This is a genomic window from Streptomyces sp. NBC_00287 (assembly GCF_036173105.1).
In the GTDB taxonomy this organism is placed as follows: Bacteria; Actinomycetota; Actinomycetes; order Streptomycetales; family Streptomycetaceae; genus Streptomyces.
The window spans coordinates 133,923-156,380 of record NZ_CP108053.1 but is presented as its reverse complement, the minus strand read 5'-3'; the positions used below and the strand labels follow the sequence as shown (position 1 = coordinate 156,380).

Annotated in this window: 17 protein-coding genes and 4 pseudogenes; 12 read left to right on the top strand and 9 right to left on the bottom strand. The window is 68.7% G+C overall.

Features of this window, described 5'->3' with window-relative positions:
• Positions 1-33: 33 nt before the first annotated feature.
• From OHT76_RS00850 to OHT76_RS00835, 4 genes and pseudogenes are all read left to right on the top strand, one after another.
• Positions 34-489: a hypothetical protein gene (locus OHT76_RS00850; protein WP_328868756.1), complete on the top strand. Its 456-nt coding sequence runs from the start codon at positions 34-36 to the stop codon at positions 487-489.
• A 386-nt stretch (positions 490-875) separates the two neighbouring features.
• Entirely contained in the window at positions 876-1,079 is a 204-nt protein-coding gene (locus OHT76_RS00845) for a cold-shock protein (RefSeq protein ID WP_266963435.1), read from the top strand.
• A gap of 175 nt (positions 1,080-1,254) precedes the next feature.
• Positions 1,255-1,847 (top strand): annotated as a pseudogene (locus OHT76_RS00840) (Tn3 family transposase).
• A 96-nt stretch (positions 1,848-1,943) separates the two neighbouring features.
• The gene (locus tag OHT76_RS00835) at positions 1,944-2,150 is read left to right on the top strand and encodes a Tn3 family transposase (RefSeq protein ID WP_328876422.1); all 207 of its coding nucleotides are present in this window, start codon (positions 1,944-1,946) and stop codon (positions 2,148-2,150) included.
• 203 nt (positions 2,151-2,353) lie between these two features.
• Here the strand turns inward: OHT76_RS00835 and OHT76_RS00830 are convergent, their stop codons facing one another.
• A complete protein-coding gene (locus OHT76_RS00830; RefSeq protein ID WP_328868755.1) occupies positions 2,354-4,624 on the bottom strand; it encodes an MMPL family transporter in 2,271 nt (756 codons plus the stop codon).
• Positions 4,625-4,799: 175 nt separating this feature from the next.
• Here OHT76_RS00830 and OHT76_RS00825 point away from each other — a divergent pair, with 175 nt between their 5' ends.
• The 3 genes from OHT76_RS00825 (at position 4,800) to OHT76_RS00815 (ending at position 7,126) form a co-directional block, all read left to right on the top strand.
• On the top strand, positions 4,800-5,972 hold the full coding sequence (locus OHT76_RS00825) for a sensor histidine kinase (RefSeq protein WP_328868754.1): 1,173 nt from the start codon (positions 4,800-4,802) through the stop codon (positions 5,970-5,972).
• A complete protein-coding gene (locus tag OHT76_RS00820; RefSeq protein WP_328868753.1) occupies positions 5,947-6,609 on the top strand; it encodes a response regulator transcription factor in 663 nt (220 codons plus the stop codon). The genes OHT76_RS00825 and OHT76_RS00820 overlap by 26 nt, the downstream gene beginning before the upstream one ends.
• Positions 6,610-6,874: 265 nt before the next feature.
• Positions 6,875-7,126 (top strand): hypothetical protein, encoded by a 252-nt coding sequence (locus OHT76_RS00815; RefSeq protein ID WP_328868752.1) that lies wholly within the window; start codon positions 6,875-6,877, stop codon positions 7,124-7,126.
• Positions 7,127-7,927: 801 nt separating this feature from the next.
• Here the strand turns inward: OHT76_RS00815 and OHT76_RS00810 are convergent.
• The 3 genes from OHT76_RS00810 to fusA all read right to left on the bottom strand — a co-directional run bounded on the left by OHT76_RS00810 (position 7,928) and on the right by fusA (position 12,574).
• Positions 7,928-9,211, bottom strand: coding sequence for a hypothetical protein (locus OHT76_RS00810; protein WP_328868751.1), 1,284 nt, complete (start codon positions 9,209-9,211; stop codon positions 7,928-7,930).
• Between the two features lie 5 nt (positions 9,212-9,216).
• On the bottom strand, positions 9,217-9,594 hold the full coding sequence (locus OHT76_RS00805; protein ID WP_328868750.1) for a hypothetical protein: 378 nt from the start codon (positions 9,592-9,594) through the stop codon (positions 9,217-9,219).
• 904 nt (positions 9,595-10,498) lie between these two features.
• Positions 10,499-12,574 carry an elongation factor G gene (gene fusA / locus OHT76_RS00800; RefSeq protein WP_328868749.1) on the bottom strand — a complete coding sequence of 692 codons (2,076 nt, stop codon included), beginning with the start codon at positions 12,572-12,574 and terminating at the stop codon, positions 10,499-10,501.
• Positions 12,575-12,955: 381 nt separating this feature from the next.
• On the opposite strand from fusA, the pseudogene OHT76_RS00795 reads away from it, so the two are divergent.
• A pseudogene (locus OHT76_RS00795) lies at positions 12,956-13,429 on the top strand (transposase); the annotation flags it as partial.
• 672 nt (positions 13,430-14,101) lie between these two features.
• Positions 14,102-14,610: pseudogene (locus tag OHT76_RS44055) on the top strand (IS982 family transposase); the annotation flags it as partial.
• 38 nt (positions 14,611-14,648) lie between these two features.
• Here the strand turns inward: OHT76_RS44055 and OHT76_RS00785 are convergent.
• From OHT76_RS00785 to OHT76_RS00770, 4 genes are all read right to left on the bottom strand, one after another.
• Complete coding sequence (locus OHT76_RS00785; RefSeq protein WP_328868747.1) at positions 14,649-15,143, bottom strand: hypothetical protein; 495 nt, start codon at positions 15,141-15,143, stop codon at positions 14,649-14,651.
• Positions 15,144-15,982: 839 nt separating this feature from the next.
• Positions 15,983-17,059 carry a M12 family metallopeptidase gene (locus OHT76_RS00780; protein ID WP_328868746.1) on the bottom strand — a complete coding sequence of 359 codons (1,077 nt, stop codon included), beginning with the start codon at positions 17,057-17,059 and terminating at the stop codon, positions 15,983-15,985.
• A gap of 132 nt (positions 17,060-17,191) precedes the next feature.
• Positions 17,192-17,476, bottom strand: a complete 285-nt coding sequence (locus OHT76_RS00775; RefSeq protein WP_328868745.1) for a carboxypeptidase-like regulatory domain-containing protein — start codon at positions 17,474-17,476, stop codon at positions 17,192-17,194.
• Between the two features lie 31 nt (positions 17,477-17,507).
• Positions 17,508-18,422 (bottom strand): trypsin-like serine peptidase, encoded by a 915-nt coding sequence (locus OHT76_RS00770; RefSeq protein WP_328868744.1) that lies wholly within the window; start codon positions 18,420-18,422, stop codon positions 17,508-17,510.
• A gap of 872 nt (positions 18,423-19,294) precedes the next feature.
• Between OHT76_RS00770 and OHT76_RS00765 the strand changes: the two genes are divergently transcribed.
• Positions 19,295-19,519, top strand: a complete 225-nt coding sequence (locus OHT76_RS00765) for a hypothetical protein (RefSeq protein WP_328868743.1) — start codon at positions 19,295-19,297, stop codon at positions 19,517-19,519.
• Between the two features lie 219 nt (positions 19,520-19,738).
• On the opposite strand, the gene OHT76_RS00760 is transcribed toward OHT76_RS00765, so the two are convergent.
• A complete protein-coding gene (locus OHT76_RS00760; protein WP_328868742.1) occupies positions 19,739-20,368 on the bottom strand; it encodes a LysE family translocator in 630 nt (209 codons plus the stop codon).
• 165 nt (positions 20,369-20,533) lie between these two features.
• Between OHT76_RS00760 and OHT76_RS00755 the strand changes: the two are divergent.
• Positions 20,534-21,369: pseudogene (locus tag OHT76_RS00755) on the top strand (IS5 family transposase).
• A 142-nt stretch (positions 21,370-21,511) separates the two neighbouring features.
• Positions 21,512-22,258 carry a phosphotransferase family protein gene (locus OHT76_RS00750; protein ID WP_328868741.1) on the top strand — a complete coding sequence of 249 codons (747 nt, stop codon included), beginning with the start codon at positions 21,512-21,514 and terminating at the stop codon, positions 22,256-22,258.
• Positions 22,259-22,458 lie beyond the last annotated feature (200 nt).

Sequence of the window (22,458 nt, the reverse complement as noted above, 5' to 3'; positions counted from 1 at the left end):
CGGTGCCCTCGGCGGTGCTGACATGCTGCTGTGATGACTGGTGTGTGGGATGAGTGGTTGGCCACCCTGCCCAAGGACAAGCAGGACGTGGCGGGTGAGCTGCGAGATCGATTCGAAGAACTGGGCGCTGAGGATCCGGAAGGCTGGACGCGTTCGGAGATCAGCGAGAACATCCCGCAGCTCGCGCGCTTCCTCATACTGAGGGCCATCCGCCGACAGGCGGTCGATTCGTGGGCCCGTGCAGGTGCATTGACTGCTATTCCTGCTGCTCAACGGCTGCTGGCCGCTGGGGCTGACCCGGGTGACCTGCTTGGTCTGGTTCAGAGCGCCGTTCACGATACGGCCTTTGCCGTACTCGAATGCCTCGACGAGGGCCGGGATGCCGAAGCCTCGGAGGAACACCCGGGCTGGAGCCTGGTGGAGGTAGGGGGAGCCCACGCTGGACCGAGTCGCAGGATCGAAGGACTCCACGAAGATCTCCAGCCATAGACCCGATCGGGCAGGATGGCGGGATGCCTGTTGATGAACCATGGGGAGCAACTGCGATCTCGACTGCGGATCGGCGAATGCTTGACCGGGACCGTCGTACGCGGGGGGGCCTCGCGCACCGGCTGTTCGGCCGCGCGGGCGGTGTCGAAACGGCAGCCGATGCCAGGCGTGCGCGCCGACTGGGCGGACGTTGATGCTGCCGTGTTATCGCTGGCGCCTGCCACTACTCCGGTATAGCGTTGTGATTCAGCAGTCGTGGTTCCGAAGTCTCGTTCGCCCGTGATCGCATTCACGGGCGTTCTTGCTGTTCAGCGCCTCTCCGGACCAGGGCGATCACCTCCCGGGCGCGCAGGGTGCGAGCCCGTTTTCCCTCGAAGGAGACGGCTATGGCCAAGGGCACAGTCAAGTGGTTCAACAGCGAGAAGGGCTTCGGGTTCATCGAGCAGGAGGGCGGCGGCCCCGACGTCTTCGCTCACTACTCCAACATCGCCAGCCAGGGCTACCGCGAGCTGCAGGAGGGCCAGAAGGTGGAGTTCGACATTACCCAGGGCCAGAAGGGCCCGCAGGCGGAGAACATCCGCCCCGCCTGATCCCGCAAGCCTCGGCAAGGTCCGGCTTCCCGGTTCGGAGGGCCGGGCCTTTCCATGTGAGGATCCCTCCGCCGTAGCGCGCGGCTGGGACCGGGTTCCATTGCGGAACCACGGGTCGGTCGGCACCCACTCGGTAGCCCGGCCGTCCGGGCCCAGGACCGTGCCGGCTCGATTCATGTGCCGCAGCGTCACCGCCCGGTTCACGAGCTGGACGTGTCCTGCTCCAGCTCGAGCACGACCGCACTGCGTGAGCGGCATCCCCTATGACGTGCTCGCGCGGACGGCGGTGTGGTGCATCCGCGATGAGACGCTGCGCGAGGCGAACATCTGCCTGGTCAACTACCAACACCAGCTGCCCATGGCCTCGATGTTCGGTCCGGCACCCTGTCGTCCTCGGCCGGGCAGCGGTGCCCCACCCGGGGGGGGGAAGTCGATCACTGTCCGGTACCTGGACAAGTACTTCCGGAGGGCATCTCCACCTACACCCACGTGAGCGACCAGCACTCCACCTTCGGCACCAAAGTGATCGTGGCCACGCACCGCGAGGCGCACTATGTACTGGACGACATCCTGGGCAACGCCACCGATCTGCCGATCACCGAACACGCCACGGACACGCACGGCGTCACCCTGGTCAACTTCGGGCTGTTTGATTTCGTGGGCAAGCGGCTCTTGCCGAGTATTCGCGATCTGGGCAAGATCACCTGTACTGGATGGGCGCCAAGACCGACTACGAGGAGCGCTTCCCGAAGGCCGGGCCGCTGTTGACGAAGAAGGCCAACCTCGACGGCAAGCTCTCCGCCGCCTCCCGGCAGAACGCCCTGGCCGCCGCGCTGAAGGAGTACGGAGTCATATGGGCGCACGATCTACGCCGTGAAGTACCTGTCGGACGAGGGCTACGGTCGCAAGATCGCCCGGCAGCTCAACAAGGGCGAGTCCATCCACTCCCTGCGCCCCTACCTCCACTACGCAGCAGCAGAACGAACAGACGTGGTGCCTGACCGTCGTCACGAATGCCGTTATCTGCTGGCACACCGAGTACATGGGCCTAGGGCGCGTATCGAGTCGTGATCAATTTGCGGGATGTGCCTTCGTGGCACGGTCCGGTCCGATAGACGGTCTTACGTGACGCGAGTGCAACTGACCGATCCGGATTGGGAGTTCATCGAGCCGTACCTGCCAGGACCTCACCAGGACCACCCGATGATCACGACTCGATATGCCCCTAGGTGACGCGCTGAGGTGCCGGACGCCAAGGGCGGGCAGGAGTTGAGTCAACGGTCAACCAGCCGTGGACGCGGGGCCTCACCCGTGGATTCCGCGTCGGTATCGTCGGTGCCGACCGGGCCGCGGGGAAGCATCCGGTCCAGCCACTTCGGCAGCCACCAGTTGGTCCGGCCGAGGAGTGTCATGGTCGCCGGTACCAGCACCATGCGTACGACCGTGGCGTCGATGAAGATCGCGGTGGCCAGGCCGAGCCCGAACATTTTGGTGGAGGGGTCGTCGGCGACGGCGAAGGACAGGAAGACCGCCACCATGATGAGGGCGGCCGAGGTGATGATCTGGGCGGTGCCCGAGACGCCCTCAACGATCGCCGTGCTGTTGTCGCCGGTGCGCAGGTACTCCTCGCGTACGCGGGAGAGGAGGAACACCTCGTAGTCCATCGACAGGCCGAACAGGATGGCGAAGAGGAACGTCGGGATGAACGACACGATCGGAACCGTCGCTTCCAGCCCGATGAGTGCGCCTCCCCAGCCCCACTGGAAGACCGCGACCATGATGCCGTAGGCCGCGCCGATGCTCAGCAGATTCAGCAGTACCGCCTTCAGCGGTACGAGTATCGAGCGGAAGACCAGCATCAGCAGCAGGAACGACATCGAGAGCACGGCGGCGACGATCACCGGCAGGCGTTGGCTGGTGCGTTGGCCCACATCGGACAGGCTCGCGGCGGCGCCGCCGACGTGGGCCCTGGCCGGGCCGTGCCCGATCGCCGTGGGCAGCACGTCGGTGCGCAGCCGGGCGATGGTGTCGGCCGTGGCCTTGTCCTGAGGGCTGGTGGTCGGGAACACCACGAGGGTCGCAATGCCGGTGGCCCGATCGATGTGCGTCGGAGCGACGGATGCGATGCCCGGATCCGCCGCGACCGCCCCGACGAGTCGGTCCAGCACTCCCGGATCACCGGTGGCGTCCGCGGCGATGACGAGGGGACCGTTGGTGCCCGGGCCGAATCCCTCGGCGACGAGGTCGTAGGCCCGGCGCTCGGTACGGCTGTGGGGCAGTGAGCCGTCGTCGGGCAGGCCGACGCGCAGGCCGAGCACGGGCAGCGTCGCCGTCAGCAGCAGCGCCGCCGTGCCGATCGCGTACGGCACCGGGCGCCGGCTGACGTGCCCGATCCAGCGACGCCACCCGGCGGCGGGGGCGGCGCCTGCTGCCGGGTCCCGCCGCCGTGCGAGTCGGCCCAGCTTCCTGGTCTGCAGAGCCCGGCCGATCCGGCCGGCCCGGGCCAGGCGCGGGCCCGCCGCGCCGAGGAAGGCCGGCAGCAGCGTCACCGACGCGAGCACCATCGTCAGGACGACGATCGAGACGGCAATCCCGCCCACCGTCATGAACGGCACGTTCGCGACCGCCAGGCCGAGGATCGACACGACGACGGTGCCGCCGGCGAAGACCACCGGCCGCCCCGCCGTTGCCACCGCTCGTCCGGCCGCCGCCTGCGGATCGAGCCCGCACGCGAGGTACTCCCGGTGCCTGGCGAGCACGAACAGCGCGTAGTCGATGCCCACTCCGAGCCCGACCATGCTGCCCAGGACCGGTGCGAAGGTGGGGACCTCTGTCACCCCCGCCAGTACCGTCATCGTGGCGACCCCGACGGTCAGCCCGAAGACCGCCATGCCGATCGGCAGCGCGGCGGCGACGAGCGAACCGAACGCCAGGAACAGGATCGCGGCCGCGGCGAGGAGGCCGATCAGCTCGCTCGCGCCGCCGTCGGGGTCGGAGAAGACGTAGAAGAGGTTCCCGCCCATCTCGATGCGCAGCGGCAGCTCGGCGCGCAGCCGGTCGCCGAGTTCGACGAGGGCGTCGAGGTCTTCGGCCGACAGCCGGCTCTGGTCGGGGTACTGCACCCGGACGACCGCGATCCGCCCGTCGGCCGAAACGAGGCCGCCGCGCACGGCGGTGTCCCCGCCCGCGTCGAGCGCCCCCGCCGGGTCGCTCGTGCCGAGCACGTGCGGCAGCCGCTTCACCTCGGCCCGCAGCCGCGTGAGAGCGGTGCGCGCGCCGTCGTCGTCGAAGAACGTCGCACCGTCGTCGAGGGGGGTGACGACCACTTGGGCGGTCATCCCCTCCTGGCCGGTGCCGGCCCGCTCGATCAGTTCCGCGGCCCGTTGGGAGTCCAGTCCCGGAGCGGTCATCGAGTCCGCGGTCCGCCCGCCGAAGGCGACGGCGGCGAGGACGGCGAGCGTGGCGGCGATCAGCCATGCCGCGATCACCCGCCAGGGATGGCGGGCGGCGCTTGCGCCCAGGCGCAACAGGGCTTTCGAGAGCATCGGGTCCTCCAACCACCTCGTCGGCCGTCCTTGTACGGCCGCCGATGCCGAGGCTCGCCGCCACGGCGCTCTTCGGCATCGGCCCGCGAGCCGCGGATCCGTCGGCCCCGGGGCGGAGTGACGACCCATCCTTTCGGCCGATGCGCGGCACGCCGCGGTCCCTAGGCTGAGAACCGTGCTCCGAGACGACCTGCGAACCCTGTGGACCGAACCCCGGCCGCCCGACGCGCCCGCCCGGGTGTGGCGGGACTGGGCGCTGCTCGCCGCGGGCCTTGCCGGTGTGGCGCTGGAGGCCACCCTGCGCGAGAACGTCGTGTGGCGGCCGGTGGCGGTGGTGTTCGCCGTATGGCTGTGCCTGCTGCCCCTGGGGCGCCGGACCCGCCCGCTGGCGATGGTGACGCTGGCGTTCGGCTCGGTGATCCTGCTTCAGGTGGCCTTGCTCGTCGCCGCACCGCGCGAGCCCGTCGGCCTGTACACCGGCGCGGTCGTGCTCGTGCTGGTGTACGCGCTGCCCCGGTGGGGATCGGGACGCGAGATCGTGCTGGGCGGCGCGGTGATCCTCGCGGCCAGCACGCTGTGTTCCGTCACGGACGAGACCCCGGTCGTCGAAAACGTCGTGGGCTTCGTCTTCCTGCTGCTGCCCGGCGTGTTCGGGGCTGCCGTGCGGTTCTGGGTGACCGCTCGCGAGCGGCAGGTGGAACAGGTGCGCTCCCGCGAGCGCGAGCAGCTCGCCCGGGAACTGCACGACACGGTGGCCCACCACGTGTCGGCCATGGTGATCATCGCCCAGGCGGGCGGGGTGCTCGCGGGCGCCGACCCGTCCGCCGCCGTCAAGGCGCTGGAGGAGGTCGAGGAGGAAGGGGCGCGCACGCTGGAGGAAATGCGCGCCATGGTCGCCGCGCTGCGCGACCGCGGGGTCGGCGCCGAGCTGGCGCCCCCTGCCGGAGTCGCGGATCTGGAACGCCTGGTGCGCACCCCGGGTGGCCGCCTCAGGGTCGACCTGGGACTCGACGGCGAACTGGACGCGCTGCCCCCGGCCGTGGACGCGGCCGTCTACCGCATCGTGCAGGAGTCGGTGACCAACGCGCTGCGCCATGCGGTCGACGCGACCGAGCTCGTCGTTCGGGTCGCCGCGGAACGGCACACGGTACGGGTGAGCGTGCGCGACAACGGGCGGCGCACCGGCCGGGGTCGCGACGGATACGGACTTACCGGACTGCGCGAGCGCGCGACCCTGCTCGGCGGCACACTACGAGTCGGCCCGGGTACCGACCGGGGCTGGCATGTCGAAGCCGAACTGCCGAGAGCGAGGACCGAGAGCGGTGTCCATTCGCGTCCTCGTCGCTGACGACCAGACGATCATCCGCACCGGGTTGCGGATCATGCTGAACGCCCAGCCCGGCATCGAGGTGGTCGGCGAGGCCGCCGACGGACAGGAAGCGGTACGTCTGGCCCGCGAACTGCGCCCCGACGTCTGTCTGTTCGACATCCGCATGCCCGTACTCGACGGGCTCGAGGCCACCCGGCTGGTCGCCGGCCCGGGCGTCGCCGACCCGCTGGCCGTGGTCGTCATCACCACGTTCGACCTCGACGAGTACGTCTACGGCTCACTGCGTGCCGGCGCCCGCGGATTCCTCCTCAAAGACACGGGACCAGACCTTCTGGCCCAGGCCGTACGGTCGGCGTCCGACGGTGAGGCGCTCATTGCCCCCAGCGTCACCGTCCGTCTGCTCCAGACATTCGCGGACCTGCCCGCCGGCCGGCCCGTGGCCCAGCCGGTCTCCCCCGTCACCGCCCGCGAGGAGCAGGTGCTCCTCGCCGTCGCTCGCGGGCTGACCAACACCGAGATCGCCGATGCACTGCACATCAGCCTCAGCACGGTGAAGACGCATCTGGCCAGCCTGATGGCCAAACTCGGCGCCCGCAACCGGGTCGAGATCGCGATGTGGGCCTACGAAACGCGCCGTATCCTCCCCGGAACCTGAGCCGGGTGCCGGGCCATGTCCCATGAGTCCCCGCCCGGACATCAGTGCACCGGTCGGCTCACGTCGGCTCCACGTGCCTCACCCGCCCCAGAGCGTGACGTACCAGGAGGCCGGAACTGGGACGGTGAGACACCCGATACGACAAGACTCCCGACAGCTACCTCGCCGGTCTCCACCTGCACGCCTCGATGATCTGGATCAAAGACCTCACCAGGACCACCCGATGATCACGACTCGATACGCGCCCTAGCCGTCGACCAACTGCGTGAATGGCCGCGAGGTCAACGCCCGGTCCTGGCGCACCCGCAGCTCGGCCGTGAACTATTACGGCTCCATCACAGTCGACTACGAGCACGAACTCGCCCAGCTCGACGAGAAGGGACACCGGCCACCAATCGCCAAGGACCTGGACGACGCCGCCGAGCACCTCAAGGAGACCGTCGGCCACCTGTGCGAGTTCGCGCAGAAGCCCTGCCGGTCCGAAGACTTCGCCCCCTCCGCAAGCTCCGCAACCTGATCAACGCATCCGCCGACCAGCTGGAGATCATCCGTCCCGAACTGGAAATGGTCGTGGGGCACTTCTACGCCTACCTCGCCAAGGCCGTCGTCGCGCCTGCCACCAGTTCCCGCGGTGCGCAGGTGCAGCAGGCCATGCATCAGGCCATGGAACAGGAGAACGCCCGAATGCAGCTCCACACCGCCGTGAGCACGGCCCAGCAGAATATCCGCGTCCTCCGCAAGCCTGAGAGGGGTTGGCCCCTTCCAGGCAGCCGCCTCGGTTCAAAGCCCGACGAGGGAGCAAGGAGGAGACAACCTCGATCCCAGACTGCACTCGGTCGAGTGAAAATGCCGCAGATTCCCGATCGGGAGCGAGCCCGACCCGGTCCGGCGCGCGATCAGCACCGCGATGAACCGGCTCTTCGCCGGCACGCCCCAGCGGTCCAACGGGCGGCTCACCGTCACCCAGTTGGCGATCGAGGCCGGCCTCAAGCGCTGGCACCTCACCCACCAGTACCCCGACCTCAAGGACCTCTTCCAGAACACGCCGCGAAGGACGAAGCGAAACGGGCCGCCTACGTCCAGTCCGCCGATGCCTTCGAGGAACTCAAGGACAAGTACACCGACCTACAGGGCCACTGCCGCTTCCTGGGAGCACGACTCCAGACCGTCGCGACCGCCGCCAACCTTCTCGCGCTGGGGAACGCCGCCCTCTGCGGCCAGGGTGCCGAGGACGCCGAGGTCCGCGTTATCCCTCGCAGCCGCGTCCAATGCCGTGACACAGGGGTGGGCCCCCTCAATGCAGTGATCTGGACCCTGGTCATTGGGTCGGCTCGCCTTCGGGAGGTGACACCACTTCCTCTCCCGACGGACTGGGCGGAAGACCGGCGCGGGCGCGCACCATATCGGCGCGTGCATGAACAAGGAGAGCAAGGGCCTTCAGAACGCCAGCGATGCTGAGGCCGACGGCAGTTGTCAGGCCGCCAATTGCGGTAAGGACCTGTGCGGTGTCTGACGGGCTGAAGTGGCCTTGCTGGATGGTTCTCAGCAGGCTGTGTGTGGCGAAGGCGGCAACCGTGTAGCTGACTACCGCCAAGGCAAAGAGTCCGGCCACGGCCCAGGCTTCCGCCCTTCTTGCAGCTTTAGGCGTCGACTCCTGGCTGCCCGAGGCCGTTGCTATCTCCTGACGCTGCTCCTTCCCCCGTTGCCCGACCAGGTAGGTGCCCGCCTCGCGAATCTCTGCCGGGGCCGCCTTGAGATCGGTCTGCCATTGTTGCTCCGCGGTTCTACCGTCAGCGGACCACGCTGAGGAGCTGCTCAGCTGCTCAAGCTCTGTGAACACCGCTTCGGTGGTTCGGCACAGTGCCTGCACCGCGCGGCGCAGCAACTGCCAGGAAGCCAGCAAGAGGAGGATCCCGACGGGCGCCGCGGGCCACCACCAGGCGCCGAGGAGCGTGCACGCGATGCTCCATGCGAGGGCCTCGCACGCAGCGGCATAGGCGTCCCGCGCGTCGTTCAGCGCGGAGCTGGGCGGTCCCTGGGCGTCGAGCAGGAGCCAGCTCACGTCGGCGCCCGTCTCCCTGCTGACGTACGCCTCGGTGAGGCGGAACCGGTCGCCTGACCAGGTCGGCGACGCGGGCCGCCCGACAGCTCTGGCGCGGGCCGCCCGCGCGCTGAGCCGGTCGGCACGTAGCGCCCGGCCCGCGGCGAGCGCCCGCACGGATTGCCTGGCCAGTTCGTCCGGCTCTACCCAGTGCCCCATCCGCCACGCCGTCACCCGCCGGCTCACTGGCATCAGCCACCACGGCCAGGACCCGGACGCCAGCGCCTCGATCGCGGCCGCAGCATACGGCACCGCGAACGCGGCCCCCACCACCGGCACCGCGAAAAGCACGAGCGAGGCGACGGCGTTAGCGGACAGGCCGCCGTCCATGCGTAGCGCGTCGGCGATCCGCTCACGGGCGAGGGCGACGTCGTTCCAGTGGGCGTGGCCCAGCTGCCCGCCGCCGACGACCGTGACCACGACGAACAATGCGGCGGGCAGTAGCCGCCGCAGGAACCAGCGGTCGGGGATGCGCCTTTGGAGTTCGACGAGCAGGCCCACTGGCCTCAGCTGCCCACGTGGGGCATAGGCTGGCTGGCCAGGTCACGCATCGGCGTTTGAGGGGATGCCCCCTCGCTGAGGTCCACCCGGGCCCAGCGGTCCGTGGGGCTGGCCCAGCCGACCCATTGCTGTGTGGGCCCGGACCGCCGGTCGCTCACGCCCTTCGTGGAAATAGGACCGAGCCCGCCGGGGATCCGGGCCGAGTAGTACAGCTCACGAGTGGCGTTGCGCCATTCAGCGGAGGACGGGTCGCTGTCCCGGACGACCGCGAAGTGGGCTTCCCATGGTTTTGGGCCGATCAACTCGCGTACCGCGTCGACATTGCGGCGTAGGTACTCGACGGCATCCTCGTACGCGCTGCGTGCTTGCGCCTCGTTCCCCACACAGACTCCCTGAAAGCCACAGACCCACTGTGCTCTGACGTGCAATCAAACTACTGTAATGAACAATGACTGGGCTTCAGGAACGAGTCATCGCACGCCTTGTAGCCGCTCAGAACGTCTGGCTGGCACCCGGAGCAACGGATCCCGGTGGTCGACGCCGTCGCTGGATCGTCCCAAGGGCGAGGGCTGAGCCGGATCGGCGACCAGGCGGACCGGTGATGACTGACGCCAGCCCGCTCACCGCCATCGCCACCCACCCACGGGAAGGCCCGTCACTCTCCTCGCCCAGGGTGCCCGCAGCACACAGGCCCGGGCCTGTCACCGGATTGAGAGCAACGCCACCGTTGCAGGTGCTGACGTCATTCCAGTTCTCTCACCAGGAGGAACGACCTCTGCTTCCGCGTGAGGAGAGCACACCACGCTGGCGGGATAAGTTCCGGGTCGGTGGTCCTTGCACGCAGTGCCCACGGCTCGGTGGGACGGCGGGTGGTGAGGACAGATTCCAGCGCGGTCCGCCGATGGGTGACGTCGTTGCGGTTGCCGCCGGTCAAAGACACCGCGAGCGGGATCCCTTGGCCGGTCGCCGCAAGGTCAGGTTCAGCAGTGCGTGCGCTCCGACAACACACCGGTTGGCGGACATTCCCGGTGGGTGCCGGGCGCTCGCCGGGGGCGGAGCCAGCAGCACGTCGGCCTGGCGTGGGCCGGTGCCGTGCAGGGCATCGGCCAGCAGTGGTCGCAGCCATCCGGTGGCCTCACCGGGCTGGGTGGCCAGGGCCCCTGCCGGCGGGGGTCTTGGGCTGGGCGGGTGCTGATTCTGCCGAACCGGCCCCCCGGGTGTGTGCTTACGGCAGTGGGGCGAGTCGGCCCCGCACTCCTCGGAGTGCGGGGCCGACTCAGCGGCGGGCTACTGTCCCGTCACCCCGGCCGTCAGGCCCAGCGGAACCTGCGCGTAGCCCGCCGGGCGGGTGGTGAACGTGCCCCGGCCCTGGGTGCGTCCGCGCAAGCGGGAGGCGTATCCGAACAGTTCGGCCAGCGGCACCGTGGCGGTCACCACCGCCGTAGTGCCGTGTGTCGCCGACGCCGAGACTCGTCCGCGGCGCGCCGCCAGATCGCCCAGGACCGCCCCCACACAGTCCTCCGGCACGGTCACCGTCACCTCGGCTACCGGCTCCAGCAGCCGCAGCACGCAGGCCCGCAGGGCTTCCCGCAGTCCGAGCCGGCCGGCCGCGCGGAACGCGAGCTCCGAGGAGTCCTTGGTGTGCGTGGCTCCGTCGGTGAGCGTGACCCGCACGCCGGTCACCGGATGACCGCCCAGCGGACCCTCCGTCAGCGCGTCCCGGCAACCGGCCTCGACCGCGCGGGCGAAGTCCCGCGGGATGCGGCCGCCGGCCACGGTCGAACGGAACGCGAAGCCGGCCTCGCCCCCCAAAACGTCCAACGGCTCGACGTCCAGCACCACATGGGCGAACTGCCCGGCGCCGCCGTCCTGCTTGACGTGCCGGTACACCAGCCCCGTCACCCCGCGGACCACGGTCTCCCGGTACGACACCTGCGGGCGGCCGACCGAGACCTCCAGGCCCCGGTCGCGGCGCAGTTTCTCCACCGCCACCTCCAGGTGCAGCTCGCCCAGGCCCGACAGCAGGGTCTGGCCGGTCTCCGGATCGGTACGCACCACCAGCGACGGATCCTCCTCTGCCAGCCGGGCCAGCGCCGAGGCCAGCCGGTCGGTGTCCTGGCCGAGTCGGGCCTCGACGGCCACCGACACGACCGGGTCGGCCGTGCCGGGCGGTTCCAGCACGAGCGGCGCCGAGGGGGCGCACAACGTCCTACCGGCACGCGCGGACTTCGGACCGATCACGGCGACGATGTCCCCGGCCACGGCCAGGTCCGTCTCGGTGTGCCGGTCGGCCTGCACCCGCAGGATCCGGCCGACCCGTTCGGTGCGCCCCACGCCCATGTCCAGCACAGTGTCCCCCTTTCGCAGTACGCCCGAATAGATCCGCAGGTACGTCATCCGGCCGGTGGGCGCCGCGTGCACCTTGAAGGCCAGCGCGGCCAGCGGCGCCGCGGGATCGGCGGCACGCTCCTGTTCCGTTCCGTCGATCGTGCCGCGCACGGCGGGCACGTCCGCCGGCGACGGCAGATACGCCACCACTGCCTGAAGCAACGGCTCGATGCCACGGTTGCGGTACGCCGAACCGCACAGCACCACCACGGCCTCACCCGTGCCGGTCAGTTCGCGCAGCGCCGTGCGCAGTGTCGTCTCCGAGACCGCGCCGTCGGCGCAGTACTCCTCCAGCGCCCGCGGGTGCAGTTCGGCGACGGCCTCGTCCAGCGCCCGGCGGCGGCGCAGCGCCTCGGCGCGCAAGGCCTCGGGCACCGGGCCTTCCTCGTACACGCCGGTGTCCAGCGGCCACACCACAGCCCGCATCCGGACCAGGTCGACGACACCCTCGAAGCCCTCCTCGCGGCCGATCGGCAACTGCACCACCAGGGGGGTGGTGCCCAGCCGCTCCCGAATCGACGCGACTGCCGTGTCCAGGTCGGCGCCCGCGCGGTCCATCTTGTTGACGAACGCCAGGCGCGCAACCTGGTGCCGGTCGGCCTCCCGCCACACCGCCTCGCTCTGCGGTTCGACGCCGGCGACGGCGTCGAACACCGCCACCGCGCCGTCGAGGACGCGCAGCGAGCGCGTGACTTCGTCGGCGAAGTCCACGTGTCCCGGGGTGTCGATGAGGTTGATCCGGTGTCCGTCCCAGTCGCAGCTGACCGCCGCTGCGAAGATGGTGATGCCTCGGTCGCGTTCCTGGGAGTCGAAGTCGGTGACGGTGGTGCCCTCGTGTACCTCGCCCCGCTTGTGGACGGCACCGGTCAGAAACAGGATCCGCTCTGTCACGGTGGTCTTGCCGGCGTCCACGTGGGCGAGGATGCCAAGGTTGCGGACGGCTTGGAGCGCGCGGAGTGTGAGGTCGGTACGCACGGCCTTGAGGCCCTTCTTCGTGTGTCGTCAGTGGTGAAGAGGCAGCGCGATGGGCGGACGAAGCCCGAGGAAGGCGCCCTGCGGCGGCCGCGCGACGGGCCACCAGGGGCCGGGCGGCGGGGCAGGGCTCAGCGACGGTCTTCGACCCAGATCTCCAGTGCCGGCCGCGCGGCGGGCACCAGGCTCACGAAGACACGAGGATCACGTCGAACCGTGCCCAGGGGGCGACGACAGAGATGGCGGTACGCACTGTCGGCCTCCCCTCGAAACTGAACTCGGAACACGTAGGACGCACCGGCCACTTCGGGCCGGACGCATATCGAGAGTGTAGGGACCGGGGCGGGCGCGGGCGCGGCAATTTTCCGGCGGTGAAGACGCTGGATGCTGCCCGGCCGCCGACCGCACATCCCCAATCCGGGCAAGAACCGGCAGCTCACCGTGCCGGGTGCGCTGGAGGTCACCACCGGCACCTTCCGCTACCGGCTCGGCCGACGCCGCGCCACCGACTTCCCCGACCTGTTCAAACAGCCGGTTGCAGCCTTCCCCTACGCCCCGGCGACCGTGGTGATCTGCGACAACGATCAGATCCACCACGCCCGAGCGGTACGCGACTTCATCACCGCCCAACCCGGGATGCGCCTGTGGTACGGCGCCCGCTACAGCCCGCACGACAACCCCGTCGAGCGCGGCTGGGCGGTGCTCAAGCAGTACCTCGCCGACACCGCGGTCTCCTGGCCGGCCCGCAGACGACAGGACCACGCCTTCTTCCGCAGCCGCTCACCCGGCCGGATCCTGACCACCGCCGCACCCTGGACCAGCCCCTGGTTCCCGACCAGTTACCGACAGAGATTCTGGAAAGCCGTTGAGAAAGGAGGGTGCCAGTCGCCCCAGTTCGCCTTGTGGCCGGGCGGGGGCCAGGATTCTGTTCCCTGCGGATAGGGCCACAGGCGGCCCCACCCATTCACATTCCGGGATCGCGCCTTCCGCGTCGTCGGTGCACCGGTCGGCCCATGCCCCGCCCACCATGACCGGCCGGGTGACCACACCGCGGGCAGTCTCCTGCAGCCGCACCACCAGGCCGAGTCCGATGACTCCTGGGTTTCCCCGCGGACCGTAGGACACATCGACCCCCCACACAGGTGAGCGTGGCACAGGAACTGGTCTAGATCATCCGGAGCGCAGGCGGTCAGCTCCCGCCCCCAGAGCGTCACCTGGGGTCCGTGGACCGCGTCGACCGCGACGCAGAACAGCCGGCCATCAACGAAGTAGGCGTACACCGCAGGTTCCGCACGCCCTGTGCCGAACTCAAGCCCGAGGGTCTCGTACGAGGGATCAGCCTGGAACCGGCGCAGTTCGGTCATTCCCGGCAGTGCTGCAGCGCCCTCAGCGAGACGCATGTCGAAACTTAGCGGCCGACGCTTTCCAGGGGCATGAGCTCCCACTCCAGTCGCGTCGACCCCCCGCACAGCGCCCCAAAGCTCCGCTGCCGCCATCTCCTGCCCGCACGCCGAGCCGTTCCCTTGCCCCGGCTATGGCTACTGTGCCTCCCGCTCCCGCTCCCGCTTCTTCTGGGGTCTTTGTCTGTACCTGGTGCGCACCTCGATCGGCATGCCGATCGTGTGGGCGGTGGCGAACCCGAGGCGCTGGACGAGCGGGAGTGCTCACAGCGATGCTCGAAGCCGACGCGGAGCTCATCGCCCGCCGCGAGGGCAACATGCTCATCTCCGAGGGCGACTTGGCCTCGAAGGTGTTCGAGCAGGAACTTGCTGAGCTGGGCGTCGAGTTGCTTCGGCCGTCGTTCAAGCGCGAGAAGCAGCGGTACGGCGAGCCGATGCTCAAGAAGGTCCGCCCGCTCATCGAGTTGGTCAACCACACCCTCAAAAGGCCGGCTTGACCGGGAACAGTACGGCGGGCGGACCTTCGAGGGCGTCGCGATCCGGGTGGCCCAGCGGGCCCTGGCGGTGGCTGCCGGGATCTGGCACAACCACCAGACCGGCAAACCCGTCACCCGCTCGCTGATCGCGTGTGACCACTGACGGCATCCGGCAGTGACCGCAGGCATGCTCCCGCCGAGTCAGAGGACGTCGGTCTCTTGCGGGGTCACGCAGTGGGAGTACTCGCCAACCTGCACGATGTAGCCCTTCGGCGGCTCCAAGAACGTCGTCCGCCAGATCCCGGCGACCTCCCCGACAGCTTCCGTCGTCGTGCCCGGTGTGTCCGACTCCAAGCGGATTCGTACGCGGGTTCCTTCGGGCAGGTCGCTGCGATAGCGGGGCGGTATGTCGGGGTGAAGTTCTCCTCGGGAGACCAGGAACTCCGGCCGCAGCCTCCACGGGCTGCCGTCCTCGGTCTCCACCGCGTAGAGCGGTCCGACGTGTCCATCACGCTCGTCCTGCTCGATGACACACGCGACGATGACACCGCGGCTGCCCACGATCTCCGGCCCAAGCCAGCCCAGCTTCGGAATCGGTGGGTGTGGCGTCGCCAGCTCCACCATTTCGCCGTAGACCAGCGTGGCCTGCTCGGGCCAGGGCGTCTCGTCCAGCAGCCACCGATGCTCGATGGTCATGAGCCCCTCCTGTTCACGGCCTCGGCAGACACCACACCATAACGATGCGGCGCCCGGACGGAGCGGCCATGTGCCGGCACGAGATGATCATTGGACGTCTGCCGGGTGCTGGTGACGGCCGGGAGGGGTTATGGCGGCACTGCCCTGGTGTGTGGGGTGGTTGGGCGGGGAGCGGGCGATGAGCGTTGGATATGGGCCTGCATCTGGTGAAGACCGCGGCGAACGCCTCGATGTGCTGGGGCTGCACCCGCGCGCGGCCGTGGCCGGCATCACCAGCGGTCTGTCGGGGGAGTTCGACCGGATCGTGTCCGCGGTGGCCGTGCGGCCGGTGCCCGCCTTGTGGCTGACAGCCCGGGCATGCGGTGGCCGGCGGGTGACGGCCACCGCGGGTGATGGCCCTGCCGAACGGGGTCATGCTGTAGCCGTGACGGTGCACCGTGGCGCCGCTTTTCGCTGGGCTCATGTGGCCGAGCGTCTCCCGCGCGTCTTGATGAGCTGTCCGACCCCGCGACGGGGATGGTAGAGCTGCCTTTGCATCTGGCGTGGTCGGGCCTGAGGCGGCTCGATCTGAGCGACGAGAGGCTGGTGCAGTGTCTGTACCGGATCGTGCCGACTGCCTTGGGACCTGCCGGTGGAAGAGCTGTACTGACTCCGGCGGGTCCAGGGTGCACATTGCGGAGGCTGGGCGTGGAGACGATCGGACAGTTCGCGTCTTTCCCTGCGCCAACCGCGCTGCGGGTTCGGGCCGTTCCGCGCGTGATCATCAGGACTGTGCACGCGGCATCGGCCATCGGGTGGTCGTCCGCTGCTCATGGTTTCGGGTCCCGCTCTCATCTGGGTCACCAGAGCATGAGTGCGGCCTTTCCCGGGCCCCAGGCCGAGTAGAGGCGGGTGCGGAGCACATAGCGACGCCCTTCGAACAACCTGACCTTCAAACGGGCGTTGCTGTCCGTGCCGCTGTCGTCTTCAGCGGTGAAGTAGCGCAGTTCGCCGTCGACCTCCTCGAACAGCACCATGACGACGTCGCTGTCCCCGAGCGTGCCGATCTCGTACATCCGCGTCTCCGACGGGACGATGGCGAAGTCTGACTGCTCACCGGCGGCAAGCTCCAACTCGACCGACTGGAACGGGTGTATCTCAGCCGGCTTGTCCTCCATGGGGGGATACCACCGATTGACATGCTCCCTGTCCCGATCGGAGATGACCAGGGGATCCGGTATGCCGTCCCGGTGGTACTGCTCCGGTCGGAGGATCAAGCCAGGGGAGAAGGGGTACTGCATGATGGATTCCGGGTCCCATTCGGAGCCTTCGACCTCGCTGATGGAAAGCTTGCGCAGGATGTTGTGGAAGGTCTGCTCCCGTGGCCATTTGTTCGGATCAGCCGCAAGTGTGGCGTAGACCTTCTCCTCGTCCCACTCGATACCTGCGAATGGGTTTTGGTGTTCGTGGGCGAAGCCGAGCGCATGCCCGATCTCGTGTCTGGCGGTGGCCTTGCCGTGCGGGCTGGTCAGGTCCCAGCCGAAGTTCATCGTGCGCTCGCGCGTGCTGATGCCCAGCGCATCCCGGCCCACATAGGACCAGGAGCCGTCGCCCTGAACGAAGCCGATGCGGATTTCGGATTCCGAGGGCTGGTCCACCTCGCGGAACTCCAGCCCGATACCGATGTCCTTCCAGTCCTTGAAGGCTTCGCGGACCTCGTCGAGCTGCTCGGCAGAGGCACCGTCGGCATCGTTGAAGAAGCAGTAGCGCAGCACCGTGCCGTTCACCCACTTGGTCCGGCTCAGAATGATGGCACTGAGCCGGTCGGGGCTGAGGTCCGGGCGAAGGACCGGTTCGGTAACGCGGGGTTGTGCGCAGTAGAAGGGGGCCGTTGCCGCTTCTTCGCTCGTGGGTGTCTCGTTGTGGGTGAGTGCCATGACTAAACCCTTCTGTGGCTGACAGGCGGGGTCACGTCGTCGTCAGTTTCCTCGGGGGTGCTGATGTCTCTGCATCGAAGCCGTGTGCGTGGGGCACGCTGCTGGCGCAGGTCATGGCGGCGGCACGCGGGCTCAGATCCGCAGGCGCACCCGGGTCGGCTGGTCGCTGCGTGCTGTGACTGGTGTCTCGGCGACCCTGCTGTCCGGTGTCATGCATGCAAGGGTGTAGACCCCCTCATTGGGGACGGAGAGGGTAAAGCTCCCATCGGCTGCGGACAGCGCGGCGACGTCGGGATAGGGGGATGACCCGGCGGTGAAGTACACAGTGGCGTCCGGGACGGGTCTGCCGTTCACGTCCTCCACGACTCCGGTGATCAGGAACGGGGAGTCATTGTGCGGCACCGGTGTCTTCACCACCTTCTGGACTGGGCTGGTGTGCGGACAAGAGTCACGCCCTCCAGGCCACCAGATTGTCATAGACGGGGCGGGTGATCCGGGTCCCGGAGTTGACGGTCGCTCCTCCGTAGGCGTGGACCGCGATTCCGTATCGGTTGCCGTCGACGATGCGGCACACGGCGCTGCCGCTTTGGCCGCCGGCGGTGTCTATGTCGTAGTACACCTTCAGCGCATTCACCGAGCTGATGGCGCGGGCGTCGTACCACTGGGTGCCAGGGGGCTTGTCGCCGGGATACCCGGAGATGTTGCCAGTCGTCTTGAGTAGATCGGCGTCCGGCCATGCCCCGAAGCCGAACCATCCGGTAGTTGAGCCCAGTTCGGTGGGGATGGTGATCGCGCCGTAGTCGTAATTCTCGTCGCCGGAGCCGGTCCAGCCCGTGACTGAGCGGAAGTTGGTACTCGTGACGGAGCCGTATGGCATTACCGTACCGTCGCGACCGGGCATGACCTGGATGCTCTTGACCCACCCGTCGCGTCCGGCCACACCGCTGTTCTTGATGTGGACCACATGGCCGGCAGTCACCAGCGTGTGAGGCCCGATGAACCACGCGGTCCCGATCCACCGGGAGTTGTCCGCCGCAGTGATGAGCAGCGATGCGTGAACCCGCCACGGATAATCCGCCGTGTTCGTGATTTGGACTCGGTCGTCCACTCCGTGAACGGTCTCGGCCACTGGGGGCAACGGACCGAACGACGCCTCGCCGATGTCACGCAGGTCCGCAGTGGGCGCCGTCCATATTTCAGCAGCCAGCCGTTCGTATTCCGGACGCTGGTAGCCCTCTACGTGCTCCAGGCCATCGGCACCTGGCGGAATCGCCTTTCCTTCCACACCCTCCGACGGGCCCGTAACTGGGGCCTGCTCCGCGGCGAGAGCGGCCTGCTCCTCAGGCTGGTTCGACACTGCCATGTGCTGATCCCGTGTCATTTCTCTGGACCCTTCCGATCGATCACCAACTCCGCAGTCCACTGACGGAGCTGGATCATGAGCATGGCTAACCACAGAGGCGATCACGTCTGACGATGGCGGTTAGCGGAAGGCGGCGCGGAGCCTGCGCCTCCTGCGGCCAGGCCTTGTGCTGCCGAACGGACTGCGGCCGTGCGTTCCGACGGGTGTTGCGCGGTCGGGAATTCTCACGAGCGGCACCCCAAAGCGCCGCAATCCTCTATGCCTGCACTTATCACCGTACGGCCATTCCCGTCATCCTGCATCAGGATGAATGCCAGTCTCGACTGCACGGACAGCTCGGCACGCGACCTGATTTCGAACTGGGTACCGCGGCCGGCCTGCACCGTCCTGCCCGGCTGTACCTGCGTGGATCACCTGCTTCAGCCAAAGCCGTATCCCCGAACAGCCACACCATTGACGACGCCAGGCAGGCGGCCACCCCGCGCTTTCCGGGTGGTTCTTCAGCAGCCCTCTTCCAGGCCGTCCGCCGACAGGTTCAGCACCGCATCAAGGCACATGCCAGGCCCTCTGGGCGATCTCGTGTAGGGGGCATCGCGGCGGTCCCGGCCCGCCCGCATGGCCCGCTTGACGGCACGGTCGACAGGACGGCGCTGGCGGGGGCTGCGCAGAAGCAAGCGGGCGGCAACGGCCGTCGGCCCGGCCTGCACCCCGCCGTGCGTATCTGGAGCAGCGGTTCCCCCGGCATCCTCGGGGCCCGACGGTGACGTGGCCCGACACGGCCGCGTTAGAACCAGCTCCGGCTATGGGTACGTCCTCGCTCGTGCCTGCCTGGCACCTCGCCCCTCACTCCTGTGGAGCTTGGCCAGTGCCGTGTGCGGCAGCTGCAGCCGCAGGTAGACCAGGGCCCGGTCGTCGAAGTCCAGCTGGTGATCGGGCCCGGCACCAGTCGCGCGCTGACGGTCGCCGCCGCGTCGTTCCCGGAGCGCGGACTCGCACTGCGCCATCCACGGGCCGGCCAACTCCTCGATCAAATCGCCGAGATGTGCACGTCCAAGGCCGCGGAAGGCACGATGGGACCAGGCCGCGCGGGTCGATGAGGACGTCGCAATCCACTCAACCCGCGCGGCCGTCGTCATGTCACGGCTGTGACTCAGCACTCCAGTTGGCCGGTGAGCACTCGAGTGGGCCGGACCCGTCAGAGGCTTCCTGAGGGCGACGACGACGCCAGGCATCGCCGAGCCGGTCTGCTGGCCTCTGTTCATGCGTTGGACGAAGGCGTGGTACGGCTTGAGCTCGGTGGGCTCACGCGGGTGAGATCAGCGTTCGGCAGCGAGGGTGACGCCCAGGCCGATGAACACGCTCCCGGTCGCGGCGTCCATCCGGCGGCGAACTGCCTCACGTCCGCGCAACCAGCCGCCGATCCGCCCTGCCAGGACACCGACCGTCCCGTCGGCCAGGAACTCCAGGACGATCAGGACGCCGCCAAGGATGGCGAACTGCAACCAGACCGGCCCCGCCGTGGGATCGACGAACTGGGGAAGGAAGGCGACCATGAACGCCAACGTCTGCGGGTTGGCCATGGAGGACACCACGCCGTTGAGGAAGGCACGCCGCCCCGACATCCCGCCGGCGACGGGATTGCCGGCCTGACTGCTCTTTCGGTTACGGATCATCTGGACACCGAGATAGATCAGGTACGCGGCGCCCGCGATCCGAAGCACCGTGAACACGACGGGGAACGCCGTCAGCAGCGCAGCGAGTCCGGCGGCCGCCGCGGCGATGTACAAGGCGTCCCCCGTGATCACGCCCAGCGTGGCCAGCAGCCCGGCGCGGGCACCGCCCCTCATGCCGCACCCGAGCACGAACAGCATGTCCGGACCCGGGGTGACCAGGGCGACGATCGTGCTCACTGTGAACGCGGCGAGAACGTGCGGATCGACTGGCATCGGGCGATCTTCTCACCAACCAACAGCCACCGGCCAACTAAAATGCGACCGGCCACTGGGGTGCTGAGTCACAACGGCCGACCCCGCGCTACCGCGTACCGAGCCGTAAGGACTCCTAATAAGAGGTCCTAACAGAAGCTGTTGATCATGTGACCTTCGGCTTGGATGGTCGTTGGTCTGGTCGTGGGAAAGCGACAGTCGCGGCCTTGGATCGTGTCGGATGAACTGTGGTCGCTCATCGAGCCGTTGCTGCCCGAGCCGGGGCCGAAGCTGGTGGAGGGCCGGCCGCGGGTACCGGACCGGCAGGCCTTGTGCGGGATCCTGTTCGTGCTGCACACCGGCATCCAATGGGAGTACCTCCCACAGGAGTTGGGCTTCGGCTCGGGCATGACGTGCTGGCGGCGGCTGGCCGCCTGGAACGAGGCCGGCGTGTGGGACGAACTGCACCTGATACTGCTGAAGAAGCTGCGGGTAGCGAAGAAGCTGGACTGGTCGCGGGCGGTGATCGACTCCTCCCACGTGCGGGCCGCTCGGCGCGGCCCAAAAGCGGCCCCAGCCCGGTCGACCGCGCACGGCCGGGCAGCAAGCACCACGTCCTCACCGACGCCCAGGGCATCCCGCTCGCGGTGTCCCTGACCGGCGGAAACCGCAACGACGTCACGCAGTTGCTGCCCCTGCTGGACAAGGTCCCGGCCGTGGCCGGCGTCGTCGGCCGGCCCCGACGCAGACCCGATGCGCTCCTCGCCGACCGCGGCTACGACCACGACAAGTACCGCCGATTGCTCTGGGCCCGCGGCATCCGTCCGGTCATCGCCGAACGAGGACAGGAACACGGCAGCGGCCTGGGCATGTTCCGCTATGTGGTCGAGCGCACGATCGCCTGGCTGCACGGTTTCCGCCGCCTGCGGATCCGCTGGGAACGACGCGACGACATCCACGAAGCCTTCCTCGGCCTCGCCACCTGCCTCATCACCCACCGCCACGTCCAACGCCTTTGTTAGGACCTCTAAGAGTGGTGGGCATGACCTGGTCAGAGGTCGGTGTCATGGAGGAGGCCGCCGGGTAGCGGGTCGTGGTCAGCCGCGTAATCGCACGCGATAAACCTGGCGACGTCGGCGATCATCCCCGGGATACTGGGCGCCCATGGATGAGGTCAAAGTCGTCGTCGCCCATTCCGAGCGCGCGACTCTGCGCGTCGGTGACGTGTTCTTGAAGGTGGACGCCGATCAGGCGCGCATCGACGCCGAGGTCGAGGCGATGTCCCTCGCGCCGGTCCCGACCCCGGAGGTCCTGTGGCGCAAGCCGCCCGTGCTCGCGATCGCCGCACTCCCGGGGACGACGCTTGGGCGCCTTGGCGGACCGTCGACCGGGTCGCCGGCGGCGTGGGCCGCGGCGGGCGCCGCCATCCGGAAGCTGCACGAAGCGCCCCTGCCGCCCCGGCTGGGACGGGCCGGCCGGAGCATCGTCGCGCTGGCGGCCGAACTCGACGACGAGTGCGAGTTGCTCGTGACGAACGGTGTCCTGCCCGCTGACCTGGTCATCCGCAACCGCCAGGTCGCCGAGGCCGCGCTCCGGCCGTGGACTCCGGCGTTCACACACGGCGACCTGCAGATCGCGCACGTCTTCGTCGACGGCGAGGAGGTCACCGGCTTCATCGACTGGTCCGAGGCGGGCCAGGGTGATGCCCAGTACGACCTCGCCACCTTCACGCTCGGGCACGAGGAGCACCTCGACGACGTCATCGCCGGCTATGGCACCGACATCGATCTCGACGTGATCCACGCGTGGTGGTCGTTGCGAAGCCTGCTGGCAGTTCGCTGGCTGATCGAGCACGGCTTCGACCCCTTCGCGCCGGGCTGCGAGGTCGACGTGCTGAGATCCCGGATGTGAGGCTGCGCGGGCCCGACTGCTACGTATGCGTTCTGACGCATCGAGCAGGCCGTCCCCTGGGGGCGATCGCCCGCCCTTACTCTCAATCCAGGTCTGACAGGCGATCAACTTTCGCCAATCTGAGGTGTGCACCTGGCCTGTGGGAGGGGTCGGCGAGGCCGGCTTGGCAGCTGGGGGGCTTGGCGTCGGTGATGGTGTCC

Excerpts from the sequence above, each read along its gene's own strand:
- OHT76_RS00850 (WP_328868756.1), top strand. The coding sequence starts at position 34 with ATGACTGGTGTGTGGGATGAGTGGTTGGCCACCCTGCCCAAGGACAAG.
- OHT76_RS00845 (WP_266963435.1), top strand. The coding sequence starts at position 876 with ATGGCCAAGGGCACAGTCAAGTGGTTCAACAGCGAGAAGGGCTTCGGG.
- OHT76_RS00830 (WP_328868755.1), bottom strand. The coding sequence starts at position 4,624 with ATGCTCTCGAAAGCCCTGTTGCGCCTGGGCGCAAGCGCCGCCCGCCAT.
- OHT76_RS00785 (WP_328868747.1), bottom strand. The coding sequence starts at position 15,143 with ATGACCATCGAGCATCGGTGGCTGCTGGACGAGACGCCCTGGCCCGAG.
- OHT76_RS00780 (WP_328868746.1), bottom strand. The coding sequence starts at position 17,059 with ATGGCACTCACCCACAACGAGACACCCACGAGCGAAGAAGCGGCAACG.
- OHT76_RS00770 (WP_328868744.1), bottom strand. The coding sequence starts at position 18,422 with ATGGCAGTGTCGAACCAGCCTGAGGAGCAGGCCGCTCTCGCCGCGGAG.
- OHT76_RS00760 (WP_328868742.1), bottom strand. The coding sequence starts at position 20,368 with ATGCCAGTCGATCCGCACGTTCTCGCCGCGTTCACAGTGAGCACGATC.
- OHT76_RS00750 (WP_328868741.1), top strand. The coding sequence starts at position 21,512 with ATGGATGAGGTCAAAGTCGTCGTCGCCCATTCCGAGCGCGCGACTCTG.